This is a genomic window from Chloroflexota bacterium (genome assembly GCA_016219275.1).
Lineage (GTDB): Bacteria > Chloroflexota > Anaerolineae > UBA4142 > UBA4142 > JACRBM01.
In genome coordinates this window covers 1-18462 of sequence record JACRBM010000058.1, presented here as the reverse complement: position 1 = coordinate 18462, position 18462 = coordinate 1, and the positions used below count along the sequence as shown (strand labels likewise).

Here is an 18462-nt window from a genome sequence, read left to right as displayed (position 1 = left end):
TTCAATCGAACGTCCCTACTTTTTCTTTTTCCCCCGCAACGCGTCGAACAAATCCTCGCCATACGCGTTCGCTTTCCACGCGCCCAGCCCGCTCACTTCGATCAACGCGTCGAGCGTGCGCGGATTCTTGAGCGCAATCGCGATGAGCGCGTCGTTCGGCGCGATCACATCGGTCTCGACGCCGCGTTCCGCCGCGCGTTCTTTGCGCCATTCCTTCAGCCGACCCAACCGATTGCGCGCCGCCGGATCGAGTTGTCCATCGCGGCGCGCGTGCGGGCGCGGAGGCGCGGTTTGCGGCGAATGGCGTCCGCGTTCCAACGCTTCGAGCAACGCGTCGCCGTAGCGATGCACGGTGTAATTGGTCAGACCGCCGATGTGCGCGAGCGCGCGCACCGAACTGGGGCGATCCGTCGCCAGCCGCATCAGCGTATGATCGCCCGCGATTTTGAAGGCGGGACGATCCTGGCGTCGCGCTTCCCCGTCGCGCCAGCGATATAACTCCCGTAGAATCCCCAAGCCCACCGGATCGAGATCGCGCGCGCCGTTGATGTTCCAGTAGCCGTCGGGGTCGAAGCGGCGCGGCGTCGGCTCGACGCGCGCTAAACGCTCAAATTCCTCGCGCGCTTCTTCGAGGCGTTCTAGTTTTTCTAGCTCGACGATTTGGATATCGCGCAGCGCTAGCAAATAGTGCGTATCCTCGCGCGCGTAGTCCAGGTGCTCTTGCGTCAACGGACGATGCCCCCAATCGGCGCGTTGCATTTTTTTGTTCAGCGCGATGCCAAAGCGGTCTTGCAAGATCGTGCCCAGCCCGACATTTTTCCAACCGAGAATGCGCGCCGCGATCATCGTGTCGAAGAGATGGACGAATTCAAACTGGTAATCGCGTTTCATGCAAAAGATGTCGTACTCGGCGGCGTGGAAAACTTTTTCGATGCCGGGGTCGGCAAACACCGCCGCGAGCGGCGCGGCATGAACGCCAAGCGGGTCTACGATGTAATCGCGCGCGCGCGTAGAAAATTGCAAGAGACAGGTTTTCTCAAAGTACGAGAACAAACTGTCCGATTCCGTATCCACCGCGATGATGGATTCAGCGCGCAACGCTTCGCACACGGTCGCGAGCGATGACGGCGGCGCGAGACAAAGATCAGGTAATGGGTCAGTGTGTTTCGACATGAGCGATGAGTTCCGAACGAGTTGTGAGAGTTTGACGCGCGCCGAGCACGAGCGCAAGGAGGATCAACCCCACATCCACCAGTTGATCCACGCGCCATGCGCCCAGGCGCACGGTCGCGTCGCCGCGTTGAAAACCCAGGATGAATTGCGCGCTGGACGCGCCGAGTAGATAAACGACGCACAACACGCCCGCGCGCGGTTTGCGCGACGCCAACATCAACAGTCCAATAAACAGAGTGATAAACAAAACGATTTCAATATGTTGCAATGGAAAACGCGGTTGGATCAAGCCATACAAATCTGCCAGATCGAGCGCAAAACGATTCTCGCTGACGACGCCGTAATTCGCGCCATGGACGAGCGCGCCGTACCAACCAATGGCTTGACCGCTACACAAGCCGAGCGCGCTCGCATCGGCGAAAGAGGTGAACGAGACACCCCGCACGCGCGCATACGCGACGAGCGCCAGCGCGCCGGCGATGAACGCGCCGCGCAGCGCCAGCCCGCCCAGACCGAACTGCGCGATTTCATCCGGTCGCGCCGCGTAATAGTCCCAGTTCAACGCGACATGATACGCGCGCCCGCCGAGCCACGCGGCAACGAACACGACGAGCGCAGCATCGAGGAACCGGCGTCGTCCGGCAACGCGACGCCAACGCAGGTAAAGGTACGCCGTGATCAACCCTGCCGCGCAACCCAGCATCACAAGCGCGGTGTAAGAGGGTAACTCGAAAAAGAACAAGTCAACAGTGGGGTGCATTATCCGCGCAAGCCCTCGACCACGCGCACGTACCGATCTACGAGCATCGCCGCGTTTTCGTCCGAGGTGCCTTCGGCGAAAATGTAAAACATCGGCGCGTCCGCTTCGGGCACGACCAACGCCCACTCGCGTTCATCCAATTGAATCCGCAAACCGTCCACTTGATCGGTGATGCGATCTTTGTACTGCTCGCTCAACATCCGCATCAACGTGCCTTTTTGATCCCAGGGGCACGCGACGCGTTTTACGACCACGTGGTACGGCGGCAGCGCGTTGACCACATCGGCAAGCGTCGTTTTTTGCGCGGCGAGGTATTCGAGCAACTTGACGACCGGAAACATCGCGTCCACCAAGCGATGGAACGCGGGGACGATGAATTCGCCCGCGCCGCTCAACGCCAGCACCAAGTCGTTCGACGCGGCGGCGGACATCATCGCTTGCGGATCAATCTTGACGCGCCGCACGTGCGCGCCGTGCCGTTCCGCGATCTGCTCGAAGATCATCGGTTGGTTCGCCATCACGGCAACCGCGCCGGGTTGCGTCCGCAGAGTCAGTTCCATAAATGCCGCCGCGGTCGTCGTGCCGGAAAGTTTGCGCCCCGCGCCGTCCACCATCCACACGCGTTCGCCCGCCACATCGAGCCGCACACCCAGGTCGGCTTTCATCGCCGACGTGATCGAAGTGAGTTGGTCAATGCCGCGCTGGAACTCCTCGGACGAAACGGACATCTTGGATTCTTCCACGCGTTCGTTGATCGCGATGACCGTGCAACCCAGTTCGTTCAAAATCGCCGGCAACACGAGCGAGGTCGGCGCGTTCGCATAATCCACGACGAGCGTAAAATGCGCGTCACGAATCACGTCCGCCTCAACCACTTGCAGCGCGTCCTCGATGTAACGACTTTCCGCCGCGCCGTTGATCTCTTCGATAATACCCAATTCGTCGAAGGCAACCCGGCGAAAATCTTCGCGGAAGAAAATGTTTTCGATACTGCGTTCCGTGGTCTTGTTGAGGTTCTGTCCATCTTTTTCGAGAAAGCGAATATCCACGGTGCGCTGATCGTACGGCGAGACGCGCACGTGCACGCCGCCCGCCGCGCCGGTGACCGCCGTGTAATAGCGCGCGACCGGGATCGGGACGGAATCCACGTCTTGCACGGTGATGCCGGCGGAGGGCAGACCGCTCACCATCGCGCGTTTGACCATGCGCGCGCCGCGATTCATATCGCGATTGATGATGACGCGCGCGCCTTTGGGCAAGGTCGCGCCAAATGCAGCGGAGAGACGCGCGGCGAATTCCGGCGTAATGTCCACATTCACCAACCCGGTCACGCCGTATCGTCCGAACAACGACCGACGCGCTTGCGCGCCCCAAATGATCGAAGATTTCACCGTCGCGCCGGCTTCGACCTGTTTGTTGGGCCACAGTTTGACGTTGGGATGCACGACCGCGCCTTCGCCAATCGTACACTCATCGCCGATCACCGCGCCTTCAAACACAACCGCGCGCGATTTCAAACTGCACTGCCGACCGATCATCGCGCCTCGCAATTCCACGCCTTCGCCAATGTACGTGTTGCGCCAAATGATACTGCGTTCGATATGCGAGCGATTGTCCACCACGGTGTACGGGCGAATCGCGGTCGGACCGTGAATCACGACGCCGCCCTTGATCCGCGTCCCTTCACCCAGGAAAATCGGTCCGAACAGTTGCGCGTCCGGCGCGATCTGCACATCGTCCTCGATGTAAATGCCGCCGCCGATGTGTTTGCCGGTTTCGCCCAGTTTTACTTTGCCGCTCAGTAAATCGCCGGTCGCGCGCGCGTACTCGGCAATGGTGCCGATGTCACACCAATACCCGTCCGCGATGTAACCGTACAGCGGCGCGCCTTTTTTCATCAAGAGCGGAAACACGTCTCTGCCGAAATCGCACGGCGTGCCCGGCTCGATCTCGTCGAGCACGTCGGGCGAAATCACGTAAATGCCGGTGTTGACCGTGTCCGAAATCACATCGCCCCACGACGGTTTTTCGAGAAAGCGTTCGATGCGTCCGTTCGCGTCCACCATGATGACGCCGTACTCGAGTGGATTCGGAACGTGGTACAGCGTGAGCGTCGCCGCCGCGCCCATACGTTTGTGAAACGCGACAATCTCACCAAGGTTGATATCGGTCACCGCATCACCGCTGATGATGATAAACGGCTCGTCGCGCGTCAGAAATTTTTCCGCGAGTTTCACCGAGCCAGCCGTGCCGAGCGGATGCGTCTCGACCGAGTAATTGATCGTCGCGCCGAGATGCGAACCGTCGCCAAAATAATCGCGAATGTCGTCCGCGCGATACTGGAGCGTCGCCACAATGTCGGTGATCTTGTGCCATTTGAGCAATTCGATGATGTGCCCCATCACAGGACGATTGACCAGGGGCACCATCGGTTTGGGGCGGTGAAGCGTCAATGGACGCAGGCGCGAACCTTCGCCACCTGCCATCACAACGGCTTGCATGTTGACCTCGTTGCCTTGTCGCATGGTCGAATGGGCGCATGGTCGCGTCGTTGGATAGACTACCAGACTACTCGACCATTTGACGATGCGACTAGATGACTAGTCCTTGCCGGCTTCGACCGCGGCAGTCGCAATCGCCCACGCGATCAATCCCCAACTGCCGCCGGCGAGCACGACGACGAGGAGCAGCGAGCGCAGGTTGAGTTCGGGATCGGCATTGCGAATCATTCCGAACACTGAAAGCGCAATCGCGATCAAGGCGGCAATCACGCCAACGAGCACCGGACCGTGCAGAACACCGCGCACGCGTGCGATCACACTGATAGTTGGTGAATTGGGTTTGGTATCGTTTGCCATAACCGTCTCTTTCGTTCCCTTTATTGGAATTATACATCACGCGTGTACGCGAGTCAAAGTAAGCGCAGCGTGAGCAGCGAAAGCGCCGGCGCGCGCCATGCCTCGTCCTAGCGCATCGCACGCGCCACGACGATTTGCTTTTGCGGATCCGTGAGCGAATAGAAATCGTGTCGCGCGTAATCGCCCCAGAAATGAACGATCTCGAACCCCGCGCGCGCGATGAGATGCTCCAGTTCGCGCGGAAAAATGTACGCGATGTGGAGATCGCTCAACCACTCGCGCAGCAGCACATTGTCTTTGAACTCGCGCATCCGAAAATGAATGACCATCGTCTGGCGAAGCGGATCCAACTCGCGCGCATGATCGCGCTGGAAACGAAAACCAATGTCCTTGATGGTCTGATCCACTTCGAGCGACCACGCGGGGTTGTGCTCGACCTTGAGCCGGTTGATGTCGGGCATGAAAATATCGAACACGAACACGCCGCCCGGCGCGAGATGTGCGCGCACTGTTTCGAACAGCGCGAGCTGATCTTGCGTGGTGAGCAAAACGAGAAACGTGTTGAACGGAAGATAAACAAAATTGAATCGCTCGCCGAGCCGCACCGCGCGCATATCGCCTTCGTGCAAGGTGATCCGCGTCTGAATGTCCGGCGCAAACCGCCCGAGTTTTTTGCGCGCGTGTTCGAGCATGAACGGCGAAATGTCCACGCCGGTCACGCGCATGCCGGACTCGGCAAGCGGCAACGCGATCCGCAGTGTGCCACACGCAAGTTCGAGTGCGCGCCCATCCGTCGCGTACTCGCGCGCCATCGTCTGCCAGAATTCCACGTCGTCCGTTTTCCACGCGTACTCCAGATCGTAGATCGCGGACTCTTTTTCGCGATAGTAGATGTCCGGCGCGGCATCACCGCGACGATTTGACTCTATCGGCATCGTACTCTCCTCACCGCTGCGACCGCCGACAACCGACCGCCGACCGCCGCAGAATTTTCATTCCGCGCTTTTTGATTCGCGAATTCTCCCAACGTGTTCACCATTTTTGCGTCAACGCGTTATGGGCGGCTCCAAATTCGTAGGGGCGGGGTTACCCCGCCCCTACCAGTTAATACGATTTAGCGAACACCACGCGACCATCGGACGCGTTGCCGCAACGAACACATTTGCCGGCTTCTTTTTCGCGGTCGAACGGAATACACCGAATCGTCGCTTTGGTTTCTTCCTGGATTTGTTTTTCGCACGCGGCTTGTCCACACCAGTGCGCCAACATGAACCCAGCGCCGCCTTCGCCTGCCGTGCGCGATTTGAACTCATCCCAGGTATCCACGCGGAACGTATTCGCCGCGCGGAATTTTATCGCGCGGTCATGCAGGTTTGCTTGAATCGTTTCGAGCATTGCGCCGACGCGCGCGACGAGTTCGTTTTGCGGCACGAACGATTTTTCGCCCGTGTCGCGCCGCGCAAACACGACTTGATTCTTCTCAATGTCTTTCGGTCCGACCTCGATGCGAAGCGGCACGCCGCGCAGTTCCCACTCGTTGAACTTGAACCCCGGCGTCATGCCTTCGCGCGCGTCCACCTCGACGCGGCAATCGCCGAGCGCGGCGCACAGATTGTTCGCGACTTGCAACACGCGCGCTTTCTCCTCGTCCTTGCGCCAAATCGGCACGATGACAACCTGGGTTGGCGCGATGCGCGGCGGCATCACGAGACCTTGATCGTCGCCGTGCGTCATGATGATCGCGCCAATAAAGCGCGTGGACAAGCCGAACGAGGTCTGCCACACGTACTTGAGCGAATTGTCCGGCGCGAGGTACTGGATACCAAACCCGCGCGCGAAATTGTCGCCCAAGTTGTGCGACGTGCAGGATTGCAACGCGCGCGTATCGCCCATCATCGCTTCGAGCGTGAAGGTCGTGTGCGCGCCCGCAAATTTTTCCGATTCACTTTTGCGACCGGGAATCGGCGCGAGCGCGGCGTAGTTTTCCGCCAGATCGCGATAGACGCCGAGCATCTTGAGCGCGAATTCGTCCGCTTCTTCAAACGTCGCGTGCGAAGTGTGCCCTTCCTGCCAGAGAAATTCCGAAGTTCGCAAAAATAATTTTGTCCGCATTTCCCAGCGCACAACGCTGTTCCACAAGTTCAACAGAATCGGCAAATCGCGGTACGAGCGCACCCACTTTTTCACCGAGTCGTTGACAATCGTTTCCGAAGTTGGACGCACGATGAGTTTCTCTTCGAGTTCTTGTCCGCCCGCCATCGTTACAACTGCGAGGTGCGGCGCGAATCCTTCGACGTGCTCGGCTTCTTTGTGAATGAACGATTCCGGAATAAAGAGCGGAAAGTATGCGTTGCGAACGCTGTTCTTTTTGAAACCGCGATCAAGCGTCTGTTGAATGTTTTCCCACAGCGCGTATCCGTACGGGCGCACGATCATCGAGCCGCGCGACGGACCGTAATCCGCGAGTTCCGCGCGTAAAACCAGTTGATTGTACCACTCGGAAAAATCCTGGCTGCGGGGTGTGAGTTTGTCTGCCACGTTATATCTCCTCGAAAATAATTTTACACCACAGAGACACAGAGGACGCGGATAAAAAATAAACAACTCTGTGCTCTCCGTGTCTCGGTGGTGAGATTAATCTTTGAATGCGACTGGTACGACGCGCGCGCGAATCTCGTCGAACATCGCCGCGATTTCTGCGCGCACGCGTGCAACGGTTTCGTCGAGCGGAACGCTGACGCGATCCTTGCTTGTACGTCGCTTGAACTCGGCGCTGTTCTGTTTCAGCGAACGCTCGCTGATTGTAACACGCAAGGGCACGCCAATCAAATCCGCGTCGTTGAACTTGACGCCGGGCGTCGCGTCGCGGTCGTCGAACAAGACCTCGATGCCGGCATCGCGCAGTTGCGCGTACACCGATTCGGTTTGCGCGGTGACATTGCCGAGCGCGACGAGATGAACTTGATACGGCGCGACGGTGATCGGCAAGCACAAGCCGTACTCGTCGTGATGTTCTTCCGCGATGCACGCGAGCAAGCGCCCGCTGCCGATACCGTACGAGCCCATCCAAATCGGCTTGAGTTGTTTGTCTGCCGCGAGATAACGCGCGCCGAGCACCTCCGTGTAACGTGTGCCGAGTTTGAAAATGTTGCCGACTTCGACGCCGCGCGCGGCGCGCAACGCGTTGCCGCAATTCGGACACGCGTCGCCCTCGTTCGCAATCGCGATATCGGTGACGAGGTTCGCCGCGTAATCGCGCGGAACATTCGTGTTGAGCAAGTGATAGCCCGCGTCGTTCGCGCCGGCGACGAGATTCGGCGACCCAGGAATCGCGTCGTCCACGATGACGATGACATCGCGTAAACCAATGGGCGAGGCGTACCCCGGCGTCGCGCCGGTCGCGCGGATTTCGTCTTCGCGCGCGGGACGCAAATCTTTGGCTCGCACCGCGTTCGCGAGTTTCGTTTCGTTCACGTCCATATCGCCGCGCACAACCGCGAACACAAATTTTTCGACATCGTGATCTTGTTCCGTGATTGTCGCCAGCAAGAACACGGCTTTGGCGGTTTTCGATTTTGGAATATTGAGCAGTTGCGCGAGCGCGTCAATCGTTTTGCAATCCGGCGTCGCGATTTTTTCGAGCGGCAACGATGCTTCGGACGCGGCGGGCGGTTTGTGAAAACGCGCGACCTGGCGATTCGCGGTAGAGCCGCACGCGTCGCACAACATCAACGTGTCCTCGCCAATCGGTGTGAGATACATGTACTCGTGCGACAGCGATCCACCCATCATTCCGACATCGGCTTTGACTGCAATCGCGTCGAGCGCACAGCGATTGAAAATGTTAAAGTACGCTTGATAGTGCGCGCGGTACTGCGCGTCCAACCCAGCGTCGTCCGCATCGAGCGAGTACGAGTCGAGCATCGTAAACTCGCGCACGCGAATCAGCCCCGCGCGCGGGCGCGGGTCGTCGCGCCATTTCGTTTGAATGTGGTAGATGAGTTGGGGCAATTGTTTGTACGAGCGAATCTCTTTGCGTGCGAGATCGGCGACGACTTCTTCGTGCGTCATCGCGAGCGCCATCTCGCGTCCGCCGCGGTCGGTAAAGCGCCCCATCTCGTCGCCAATCGCGTACCAGCGCCCGGTCTCTTTCCACAAATCAGCGGGATGAATCACCGGCATCGTCAGCTCTTGACCGCCCATCGCGTTGATTTCATCGCGCATAATGTTTTCGATTTTGGTGAGCGACCGGCGCGCGAATGGCAACGCGCTGAAAATACCCGCGCCGAGTTGTCGAACATAGCCCGCGCGCAAAAGCAATTGATGGCTCGCGACCTCCGCCTCGGATGGTGTGTCGCGCAAGGTCTGGCTGAATTGTTTAGTCATTCGCATGGTGAAAACTCCAAATTTCGAGTTCCTTTATTTCCCTTCTTTCCCTCCGTTCCCGAAAGTCCAAAGGGAACTGAAGGTAAGAAAGGAACTGAGGGAAAGAAAACGCCCGCCGCAGCGCGACGGGCAACTCGACAATATGCGATTGACCGAACACGACGGTCATTCGGGAGAGTCGCTGCGCGACGCGGCAAGGGAACGCGTATTCATTCGTCTGTTCCCCCTCTCCCGTTCCAGTGTCAGGTTGCAGAAGAGGGGGCGCGCGGCGAAGGCGCATGTTCCTGGCGCAACACGCGCGTTATTTGTTCTATCGCTTGCTCAGGTCGCGCAACGACTTGCAACAACTTGGTTTCCTCTTCGGTCACGGCGAGATGCTCGCGCCACGAACCCAGGATCGAATTCCACCACTCGCCCAACAACACAATCGGCTTGGACGCGTCGCCGTTTATCTTAGCCAGATTCCACACAATTGCAAGTTCGGCGAGCGTGCCCATACTGCCCTTGAGCACGACAAACCCGTCCGCGCGCGTGTGCATCTCGCGAATGCGCGCGAACAAATCGTCGCGCATCACAACTTCGTCGAGAAATGGATTCGGCGTGAGCCAGGAAAATTCACCGGAGATCACGCCAATCGTGCGACCGCCATTTTCGCGTGCGCCGCGCGCCGATGCCTCCATCGTCCCCGCGAAGCCGCCGTTCAACACGACGAACCCGGCGCGCGCGAGCAACTTGCCGACGGTATACGCTTCGGTATACTCGGGCGTGTGCCTTGCCGGGCGTGAGCCGCCAAAGACGGCGATCACGCGTTCATGATGATTCTGCATCGTTCGTCTCCTTGTTCGGATGTTGTGGTTCGCTTGCCATCGTGCCTTCGACCGGTTGCAAATCGTCGGTACCTTCCAACAATTCAAGCACGGCTTGGCGCACGCCGCGCAACAATTTCTTGTCCACGCGTTCGCTGTAGCGTTCCGCTAAATCCACCGCGGCTTGTTCGAAATCTACGTCTTCGCCTTGTTCGTGCAAAAAGTAATGGTGATCCATCACCCACAAGTACAAATCCGCTTCGGTGCGATGCGGAAAATCTTGCAGGATTTTGTGTTCGCGAATGATTTGAATGACCGGCGTGTACAAATGATCGTACCAACTCGTGACGGCGTCTTGCCATTTGATCTTGTGTTGCGCTTCCACGCCGAGAAAATAACGATGCACCGCGATGTGTTCGATCAAGCGCGCGTACCCGCCGGGTTCCGAGAAAACGATTTTTTGTCCGGGGCGTAATTTATCGAGCTGCGTCTTTTCGATAAAGTGTTCGTACTCGCCGACGATTTCCAAATCGCGCGCGGTCAAGTCGGGTGTCAGCGGCACGCGCGTTTTCACTTCGATCACTTCGGCTTCGATGAATTCTTGACCGCGTTCGCGCGCGACGCTGATACGATGATGTCCATCGCGCACAAAGTACACTTCGCCGACCTGATACAACTGCACCGGCGGCAAATCCACGTCATTGTAGTACGCTTCGTCCACGCGCCGCCAGCGCGACTTGGTTGTGTTTTGCGTTGGCAGAAACGCGCGGTCGAAATCGTTGTACCGCAACGTCGCGCTGCCGACGATTTTGGCGACGGACACGGTTTGCACGCCGCGAAAACTTTCGCCGAACGTTTTGACGGTGCGCTTGACTTGCTCGAACGAGAGCATTTCGTTGGGACGCCGCGCGATCATCGCGAGCAATTCGTTCCAGAACGCTTTCATACGCGCGCGGTTGAAATCCGATTCGGTTTGAGGCGAAAACAAATTTCTCATTGATCCAGTCCAGAATTGTCTCTACTCAGCCCATTGTCATTTCGACCGAAGGGAGAAATTTTTTCCTCACGCGGAATGAGATTTCTCGTCGCACACTTGTCCTGGCGGCAATGGCATGTCCTTGATTCGATGCAAGGCATCGAGTTATTGACATACCATCGGCAAGTGCCAGGGAACTGCGCTCCTCGAAATGACGCCAGAGTTGCTACCCAAAACTCATCTCGCCGCGCGGGTCTTGAGCGGTTCGATGACAAGCAGGCGATAGCCGTACGTGTTGATGATCGTCGTCGCGCCGCGCTGGGTGATCGTTTCCTCGCGCGTGTCGTACACGTGCTTGTGACCATGCAACACATAACGCGGCTGGTAGTGTTCAATCAACCATCCGAACGCCTTGAAACCGCGATGCGGCAGATCGCTCGCGTCGTGAATGCCAAACGGCGGCGCGTGCGTGACTAGCACGTCGAGGTAGCGTCCGTACCGCGCGCGATTCATCACGAGCGCCGGCGTCAGCAACGCGACCTTGGCGCGCATTTCATTGTCGGTGTATTGAAATTGCGGTCGGTCGTTGTAGCGCATCGAACCTTCGAGTCCCGCGAGCAACAATCCTTTGTACTCGACGACGCGACCGTCCAGGTTTTCGCCGCCTTCGGGAAACGTGCGGTCCCCGCCCGCGCCGCCGTGATTGCCCATCACGTAATACAGCGGCACGTTGAGCATGGTCGTGATGTATTCGAGATAATCGGCGGGGAGATCGCCGCACGACAAGATCAAATCCACGCCGCGCGCGTATTCCGTGACCGCGCGCGTGTGCAAATAGCCGCTGACGTGATCGCTCACCACCAAGACCTGCATCGTCCCGCCGTCAAAAGAGTGCCCTGACCTCGACGAGATCAGGGCGATGTCACTTACGGACAAAGTATATCCGCGCGAATAAAAAAGTCAAACGCGTGTAACGCAAGATTCCATCTTGCGCGGCGGGATGACAAATTGACAGCCCAACCCGTTTTTGATAGAATATCAATGCACACGTGTGCATAAAAAGGAGTCCCTCATGCGCGTTTCGATCAAGGACATCGCCAAGTCCGCCGGCGTTTCGCACTCGACCGTGTCGCGCGCGCTGGCGGACAGTCCGCTCATCGCCGAACGCACCCGCGCGCGGATCCACCGCATCGCGCAAAAACGCGGTTACGCCCCTAACGCGATTGCGCGTGGCTTGGTCACACAACAAACGCGCGCGATCGGGGTCGTCGTCACCTCCATCGCCGATCCGTTCATCGCCGACGTGGTGCGCGGCATCGAACGCGTGGCGCTCGAGCAAGAATATCGCGTGTTTTTGGGCACGTCGCACGATGAGCCAACGCGGGAGGTCAGTCTCGTCAAAGCATTGCGCGAGTGGCGCGTGGATGGCGTGATCGTTGCCTCGTCGCGGATGGGTGGGCAGTATCAACCGCTCCTCGAAGAAATCGGCGCGCCCATCGTGCTCATCAACAACCAGAACGCCGAGGGCGGACATGCGATTCACTCGATTGCCGTAGACGACATGCTCGGCGGCGAGTTGGCAACCCAGCATTTGATCGCGCGAGGGCATCGTGTCATCGCGTACCTGGGCGGTCCGCCGGATCGGCTTTCGCATCGCGAACGCTTGAAGGGCTATCGCCGCGCGCTCACCCGCGCAAAAATCGCGTTCGATCCGGCGCTTACGCTCACGGGGACGGGGCGCGTCGAAAGCGGCGAACAAGTGACGCGCTTGCTCGATCTCAAACCAACCGCGATTTTTTGTTACAACGATATGACCGCGCTAGGCGCGTTGCGCGCGCTCAAACGCGCCGGCGTCGCGGTGCCGCGCGAGGTGTCGCTCGTCGGCTACGACGACATTGCGCTCGCCGCGTACACCGATCCGCCGCTGACGACGATCTGTCAACCGAAAGACGAACTCGGCGGCAAAGCGATGCAGATGCTCATGCAATTGCTGAGCGGCGCGCCGGTCGAGAACATCAAACTTGCCGTCGAGTTGATCGTGCGCGAATCTACGCGCGCGATATGATTTTCGATTTTCGATTCTTGATTTGCGGTTGGAAAAATCGCAAATCGCAAATTCAGAGAGGTGAAGAATGAAAGCGTTAGTGCTAGATGCCAAGTGGGAACCCCGTCCGGACTATAAGGTCTCGGACTGGGAAAAGCAAACCGGTAAAGCCGTGACCGGTTCAAGCATTTGGCGGCATCCCAAACTAGAAGTGCAGACCGTTCCCGACCCGACGCCGGGTCCGGATGACGTGCTGCTCAAGATCAAAGCCTGCGGCGTTTGCGGCTCCGACATCCATTTCTACGAACACGACAAGGACGATTACATTCTCTATCCTGGGTTGACCAAATTCCCGACGACGACCGGTCACGAATTTTCCGGCGAAGTCGTCGAGGTCGGCAAGAATGTCAAGAGTCTCAAGGTCGGCGACATGGTGACGGCGGAAGAAATGATCTGGTGCGGTTACTGCACACCGTGCCGCAATGGTTTTCCGAATCACTGCGAGAACTTGGAAGAGATCGGCTTTACGATTCCCGGCGCGTTCGCAGAGTATCTTTCCATCGGCGCGAAATACTGCTGGAAGTTGGACGCGATTGCAGACCGCTACGGCTCGAAGGAAAAAGCGTTCGAAGCCGGCTCGGTCGTCGAGCCGACGAGCGTCGCGTACAACGGCATCTTCCCGCGCGCGGGCGGTTTCGCACCCGGTTCATTCACGGCAGTTTTCGGCGCGGGTCCGATCGGTCTCGCGTCCATCGCGTTGTGCCGCGCATCCGGCGCGGGCTTGGTCGTCGCGTTCGAGGTCTCGCCGAATCGCCGCGAGATCGCCAAGAAACTCGGCGCGGATTACGCGTACGATCCGCGCGAGGTTGTGCCGTCCCAGGTTTTGATGGAGCTGACCAAGGGCGAAGGCGTAGACTTTTGCGTCGAAGCCGCGGGTGCACCGACAAAGACGATTCCCGAAATGGAAAAGGCGCTCGCGATCAACGGCAAGATCGTACAGATTGGTCGCGCGGCAGAGCGCGTGCCGATGTATCTCGAAACGTTGCAAGTGCGACGCGGTCAAGTGTACGGCGCGCAAGGGCACAGCGGCGACGCGGTCTTCCCTAGTGTCATTCGCATGATGGCATCGGGACGACTCGACATGACGCAGATGATCACCGCACGTTACGATTTGCCCAAGACGGTCGAAGCGATTGCCGCATCGGGCGAACGCTTCCACGGCAAGATCACGGTCAAGCCGTAAGTTTCAGTTTTCAGTAAACAGTATTCAGTATTCAGTTTGGGTTCGCTGAATACTGAATACTGAACACTCGATTTACAATCGCTTGGTCATTCGATTCACAAAATGGCGGGCGATTCTTTTTTCCGGAATTTGTGCTATACTTGGTTTGATGCGAACAGAAAGGAGGACTGGAAATAAAATAATCTTGCATCGGTAATTTCGAATCGGCTATCCATGATTCTCGAGGAGGAGGAATGATGATGGACGAAAAGAAATGGTCACCGACGATGAATCGCCGCGAGTTTCTGCGCGTGCTCGGCGCAGGCATCGCGCTCACGGCAACCGGCGGATTGCTTGAAGCGTGCACGACCCCTGCCCAACCGGCGGCGATGTCGAAACCGACCGGCAAACTCTCCGTGTACTCCGCGCTGAACGAAACGACGAACAACGAATTCGTCAAAGCGTTCCAAGCCGCGTACCCCGGCGTCACGGTTGAATTGTTGCCCCTTGCCGCGGCGGGCGAACTGCAAACGCGCATTCGCACCGAAAAGAATTCCCCCAAATGCGACGTCTTTGTCGGCGGGTCCAGCGAGTTTCACGACCCACTTGGCAAAGAAGGTTTGCTCGAAGCGTACAAATCGCCGAACGCCGCCGCGCTCGACGCGCAATTCAAAGAAGCAAGCGGACTGTGGACGGGTTGGTATATCGGCGTTTTCAGTTTCCTCTACAACACCGATCGCTACGCCAAAGAAATGGCGAACGTCAAAAAGCCGACGACCTGGGATGATTTGCTCGATCCGGTATGGAAAGGCAAACTTGCCTATCCCGATCCGATCAAGACCGGCGGCGGCTACATTTTTATCGCGACCCAGGTTTTCCGTTTCAACAAAGACGAAGACAAGGCGATGGAGTTTATGAAGAAACTCCACGCGAACATTGGACAATACACCGGCACTTCACCGCAAGCGATTCAACTCGTCGGACAAGGGCAATTCGTCGGCGCGGTGAATTGGGCGCACGACATCCTCACCGCGAAATCGCAAGGCAATCCGATTGACCTCGTCGTGCCGGAAAACACTGGCTTTGAAGTGGGCGGCGTGAGCATCGTCAAGGGTGGACCGAACACAACCGCCGCGAAAGCGTTCGTGGACTGGGTGTTGACGAAAGAAGCCGGCGAACTCAACGTGAAACTTTCGAACCGCGGCTCGGTGCGTACGGATGTCCCGCCTGCGCCCGGTGCGCCAACGCTCGACAAAGTGAAACTCGTGCAGTACGATCGTCAATGGGCAACCGACAACAAAGACCGTCTGCTGAAAAAGTGGCAAGCGACGGTTGGAGTCTAGATCGTTAAATCGTTGAATCGTTGATTGGTTGGATCGTTACATAGTTGGATGGTTTGGTTACAAACCAACTTTTCAACGAACCAACGATTCAACGATTCAACTAACAAACAGAGCTTTATGCGTAGCATCCTGCGTGAGCCATCGGTCGTCGTTACATTGAGCGTCCTCGTCGGGTTGATGTTGCTGTTCATCATCTACCCGCAAGTTCAAGTCGTCCTCGTCCCCGGTTTCAAAGGGTACGTTGAATTTCTGAGCGAAGGCATGTGGCTCATTCCGCTTCAGAATTCGTTCCTCACGATGCTCCTCTCGACGACGACCGCGGTCACACTCGGTTTCATCTACGCGTACGCGATGGTGTACAGCAAGATGCCGTGGAAGCCGTTCTTTCGACTCATCGGCATCTTGCCTTTGCTCTCGCCGCCGTTCGTCGTCGCGGCGAGTTACATTTTGCTCTTCGGTCCGCGCGGCATTATTTCGTATTACGTCTTTGGACAGACACCGAACATCCTGGGTCTGGGTGGCTTGTGGGGCGTGCAAACGATTGCGTTCTTTCCGTTCGCGTACCAACTCATCGCCGATGTGCTTGCGCGCAGTGACGCGCGAATGGAGCAAGCCGCGCGCAATCTCGGTGCAAGTTACTGGGACGTGTTTCGCACGATCACGCTGCCGATGGCGCGCCCTGGTCTCGCCGCCGCGATTTTGACGACCGCGATTTACATCCTCGAAGATTTCGGCAACCCCGCGCTCATCGCCGGACGATTCACCGTTTTGCCGACGCAAGCGTACGGACTCATCTCCGGTTTTGGCGATGTCGTCGGCGCGGCAGTCGTGAGCACAATTCTCCTTTTGATTGCGCTCTCGATGTACCTCACCAAGTTGCGTTTGGAAGGTCGGCAATCGTTCGTTACGATCAGCGGCAAGTCCTCTTCGATTCCGCATCCGCCAGTACCGCGCGTGCTCAACATGGCTTGCTTTGTCGCGTGCTTAATCCTCGCTGGACTTGTCTTGATGGTGTACGGCGTACTCCTCGTCAGCGCGCTCGTCGAGGCGTTCCCGGCGAATTGGACGTTCACGACGAAGCACTTTGCGTACCTGGGTGCGAACTCGCTCTCGCTCCGCAACACGTTTGTTTACGGCGGCATCGCCGCGAGTGTGTGCGCGTTGTACGCGATGGTGCTCGGCTTTCTCGTTCAGCGGCACGAGTGGCCCGGTCGGCGCATCGTGGATTTCATCGCGATCATGCCGGCGGCAGTCCCAGGAATTTTCTTTGGCATCGGCTACGCGACTGCGTTCAACTATCGCTGGCTCGATTGGTTGGATCGCGGCACGCTGATTATGATCTCGATGATTTTTTGGAACATCCCGGTTGGTTTTCAAGCGGCGGTCGCGGGCTTGCAACAGATTGATCGCTCGCTCGACGAAGCCGCGACGAGTTTGGGCGCGAGCACGCTGCGCGGTTTTCGCGACATTTTATTTCCGCTGCTCGGCAGTTCGCTGTTAACCGGCTTTGTGACCGCGTTCGTGCGCGCGGTGACGACGCTCTCGGTGATCATTTTCCTGTTCACACCCGGCACAACCGTCGCGACGATTACGATTTTCCAACTCGTGAACGATTTCAATTGGGGCGGCGCAACCGCGTTCACCGTGTCGGTGATTGGGATGGCGGTGGTTGTGGTTGTGAGCGTGTGGATCATCAGCGGACGCAGGGCTGGGTTGCAGAAGACATAGTGGGCAGTGAGTGGTGAGCAGTGGGACGTGGACAGTTGAAAGTCTGGATACCCGCACCCGGAGTGCGGGAAACCACCCAAATTGGCATGCTTCCCGCACCCATGCGGGAAGATAGTGTTTTGTGACATCTCGTTTGAACAGCGGCGGCACATCTCGCCAAAAGTTTTAGATAAAATACAAGCATATGAAACAGAACATATACAACGATAAAACGTTTTTCGAAAAATACAGCCAAATGAAGCGGTCGGTTATGGGTCTTGAAGGCGCGGGTGAATGGAAGACACTCGAAAAGATGTTGCCTAATTTCAAGAGAAAGCGCGTTCTTGATTTAGGTTGTGGTTTTGGTTGGCACTGTCAATATGCGATAGAACACGGTGCAGCATCAGTTATTGGTATTGATATCTCGGAGAAAATGTTAGCGGTTGCGAAAGATAAGACCTCCAAAAAGATTAGGTATATCTGTCAATCTATTGACGATGCACAATTCCCTAAAGCTTCTTTTGATGTAGTTATCAGCTCTCTTGCATTTCACTATTTAGAATCTTGTGAAAAGATAATTCAAAATGTTTTCAATTGGCTCGCAAAAGGTGGCGAGTTTGTGTTTTCAGTTGAGCATCCCATCTTTACATCCTACGGTACCCAGGACTGGTATTACAATGCAAACGGAGAAATTCTGCATTTCCCTGTCGATAATTATTTTAATGAAGGAAAGCGAGAAGCTATCTTCCTTGGAGAAAAAGTTCTAAAATATCACAGGACACTAACGACTTACCTTAATACACTGATACAAAAAGGTTTTAAAATAACAGGAGTTGTTGAACCCCAACCAACCAAGAAAATGCTCGAAGAAGATGCACGTATGAAAAACGAACTTAGGCGTCCTATGATGTTGATTGTATCTGCAAGAAAAGGTAAATAAATGAGACAAAAGGTTCCATTTACTCAGCCAAAGGGCGAGAAAATCGCGCGCGCCAAAAAATAATGGGGGCGCAGCGTGGCAGACACAGAAATGAAAAAGGGAAAAAACGCAATACCGCAAAACTCACTTGGGCGCGTTGTCCGCCGGGAGCATTTTCCAACGACGCACCAAATCCTTGAGTTGAGCGTTGGATTGTTTGACGGAGCGTGTGTGCATCCGAAACCGACGGCGATGCGTGCGCACCCGT

The 18462-nt window shown here is 57.1% G+C and carries 15 protein-coding genes; 5 read left to right on the top strand and 10 right to left on the bottom strand.

Annotation, left to right across the window (positions count from 1 at the left end):
• Positions 1 to 15 precede the first annotated feature (15 nt).
• The 10 genes from HY868_15785 to HY868_15740 form a co-directional block, all read right to left on the bottom strand.
• Positions 16 to 1173 carry an HRDC domain-containing protein gene (locus HY868_15785; protein MBI5303596.1) on the bottom strand — a complete coding sequence of 386 codons (1158 nt, stop codon included), beginning with the start codon at positions 1171 to 1173 and terminating at the stop codon, positions 16 to 18.
• Positions 1157 to 1933: a prolipoprotein diacylglyceryl transferase gene (locus HY868_15780; GenBank protein ID MBI5303595.1), complete on the bottom strand. Its 777-nt coding sequence runs from the start codon at positions 1931 to 1933 to the stop codon at positions 1157 to 1159. The genes HY868_15785 and HY868_15780 overlap by 17 nt, the downstream gene beginning before the upstream one ends.
• On the bottom strand, positions 1933 to 4434 hold the full coding sequence (locus HY868_15775) for an NTP transferase domain-containing protein (GenBank protein ID MBI5303594.1): 2502 nt from the start codon (positions 4432 to 4434) through the stop codon (positions 1933 to 1935). Before HY868_15775 ends, HY868_15780 begins: the two co-directional genes overlap by 1 nt.
• A 99-nt stretch (positions 4435 to 4533) precedes the next feature.
• Positions 4534 to 4791, bottom strand: a complete 258-nt coding sequence (locus tag HY868_15770) for a hypothetical protein (protein MBI5303593.1) — start codon at positions 4789 to 4791, stop codon at positions 4534 to 4536.
• Positions 4792 to 4898: 107 nt separating this feature from the next.
• The gene (locus HY868_15765; GenBank protein ID MBI5303592.1) at positions 4899 to 5726 is read right to left on the bottom strand and encodes a class I SAM-dependent methyltransferase; all 828 of its coding nucleotides are present in this window, start codon (positions 5724 to 5726) and stop codon (positions 4899 to 4901) included.
• A gap of 169 nt (positions 5727 to 5895) precedes the next feature.
• The gene (locus HY868_15760; GenBank protein MBI5303591.1) at positions 5896 to 7329 is read right to left on the bottom strand and encodes a proline--tRNA ligase; all 1434 of its coding nucleotides are present in this window, start codon (positions 7327 to 7329) and stop codon (positions 5896 to 5898) included.
• Positions 7330 to 7425: 96 nt separating this feature from the next.
• On the bottom strand, positions 7426 to 9183 hold the full coding sequence (locus HY868_15755; protein ID MBI5303590.1) for a proline--tRNA ligase: 1758 nt from the start codon (positions 9181 to 9183) through the stop codon (positions 7426 to 7428).
• Between the two features lie 236 nt (positions 9184 to 9419).
• Positions 9420 to 10004 carry an LOG family protein gene (locus HY868_15750; GenBank protein MBI5303589.1) on the bottom strand — a complete coding sequence of 195 codons (585 nt, stop codon included), beginning with the start codon at positions 10002 to 10004 and terminating at the stop codon, positions 9420 to 9422.
• A complete protein-coding gene (locus HY868_15745; protein ID MBI5303588.1) occupies positions 9988 to 10980 on the bottom strand; it encodes a hypothetical protein in 993 nt (330 codons plus the stop codon). The genes HY868_15750 and HY868_15745 overlap by 17 nt, the downstream gene beginning before the upstream one ends.
• A 216-nt stretch (positions 10981 to 11196) precedes the next feature.
• Positions 11197 to 11832, bottom strand: coding sequence for a metallophosphoesterase family protein (locus tag HY868_15740; GenBank protein MBI5303587.1), 636 nt, complete (start codon positions 11830 to 11832; stop codon positions 11197 to 11199).
• Between the two features lie 199 nt (positions 11833 to 12031).
• Between HY868_15740 and HY868_15735 the strand changes: the two genes are divergently transcribed.
• The 5 genes from HY868_15735 to HY868_15715 all read left to right on the top strand — a co-directional run bounded on the left by HY868_15735 (position 12032) and on the right by HY868_15715 (position 18215).
• On the top strand, positions 12032 to 13024 hold the full coding sequence (locus tag HY868_15735; GenBank protein ID MBI5303586.1) for a LacI family DNA-binding transcriptional regulator: 993 nt from the start codon (positions 12032 to 12034) through the stop codon (positions 13022 to 13024).
• Between the two features lie 67 nt (positions 13025 to 13091).
• Positions 13092 to 14246 (top strand): alcohol dehydrogenase catalytic domain-containing protein, encoded by a 1155-nt coding sequence (locus HY868_15730; GenBank protein ID MBI5303585.1) that lies wholly within the window; start codon positions 13092 to 13094, stop codon positions 14244 to 14246.
• A 239-nt stretch (positions 14247 to 14485) separates the two neighbouring features.
• The gene (locus HY868_15725; protein MBI5303584.1) at positions 14486 to 15568 is read left to right on the top strand and encodes an ABC transporter substrate-binding protein; all 1083 of its coding nucleotides are present in this window, start codon (positions 14486 to 14488) and stop codon (positions 15566 to 15568) included.
• Between the two features lie 117 nt (positions 15569 to 15685).
• Positions 15686 to 17296, top strand: a complete 1611-nt coding sequence (locus HY868_15720; protein MBI5303583.1) for an iron ABC transporter permease — start codon at positions 15686 to 15688, stop codon at positions 17294 to 17296.
• A gap of 184 nt (positions 17297 to 17480) precedes the next feature.
• Complete coding sequence (locus HY868_15715; protein MBI5303582.1) at positions 17481 to 18215, top strand: class I SAM-dependent methyltransferase; 735 nt, start codon at positions 17481 to 17483, stop codon at positions 18213 to 18215.
• Positions 18216 to 18462: the final 247 nt, after the last annotated feature.

Bases quoted from the DNA above. Each gene is read 5' to 3' on its own strand.
- HY868_15715 (MBI5303582.1), top strand. From the start codon at position 17,481: ATGAAACAGAACATATACAACGATAAAACGTTTTTCGAAAAATACAGC.
- HY868_15740 (MBI5303587.1), bottom strand. From the start codon at position 11,832: ATGCAGGTCTTGGTGGTGAGCGATCACGTCAGCGGCTATTTGCACACG.
- HY868_15755 (MBI5303590.1), bottom strand. From the start codon at position 9,183: ATGCGAATGACTAAACAATTCAGCCAGACCTTGCGCGACACACCATCC.
- HY868_15785 (MBI5303596.1), bottom strand. From the start codon at position 1,173: ATGTCGAAACACACTGACCCATTACCTGATCTTTGTCTCGCGCCGCCG.
- HY868_15720 (MBI5303583.1), top strand. From the start codon at position 15,686: ATGCGTAGCATCCTGCGTGAGCCATCGGTCGTCGTTACATTGAGCGTC.
- HY868_15780 (MBI5303595.1), bottom strand. From the start codon at position 1,933: ATGCACCCCACTGTTGACTTGTTCTTTTTCGAGTTACCCTCTTACACC.
- HY868_15735 (MBI5303586.1), top strand. From the start codon at position 12,032: ATGCGCGTTTCGATCAAGGACATCGCCAAGTCCGCCGGCGTTTCGCAC.
- HY868_15745 (MBI5303588.1), bottom strand. From the start codon at position 10,980: ATGAGAAATTTGTTTTCGCCTCAAACCGAATCGGATTTCAACCGCGCG.
- HY868_15765 (MBI5303592.1), bottom strand. From the start codon at position 5,726: ATGCCGATAGAGTCAAATCGTCGCGGTGATGCCGCGCCGGACATCTAC.
- HY868_15725 (MBI5303584.1), top strand. From the start codon at position 14,486: ATGGACGAAAAGAAATGGTCACCGACGATGAATCGCCGCGAGTTTCTG.
- HY868_15775 (MBI5303594.1), bottom strand. From the start codon at position 4,434: ATGCAAGCCGTTGTGATGGCAGGTGGCGAAGGTTCGCGCCTGCGTCCA.
- HY868_15750 (MBI5303589.1), bottom strand. From the start codon at position 10,004: ATGCAGAATCATCATGAACGCGTGATCGCCGTCTTTGGCGGCTCACGC.
- HY868_15730 (MBI5303585.1), top strand. From the start codon at position 13,092: ATGAAAGCGTTAGTGCTAGATGCCAAGTGGGAACCCCGTCCGGACTAT.
- HY868_15770 (MBI5303593.1), bottom strand. From the start codon at position 4,791: ATGGCAAACGATACCAAACCCAATTCACCAACTATCAGTGTGATCGCA.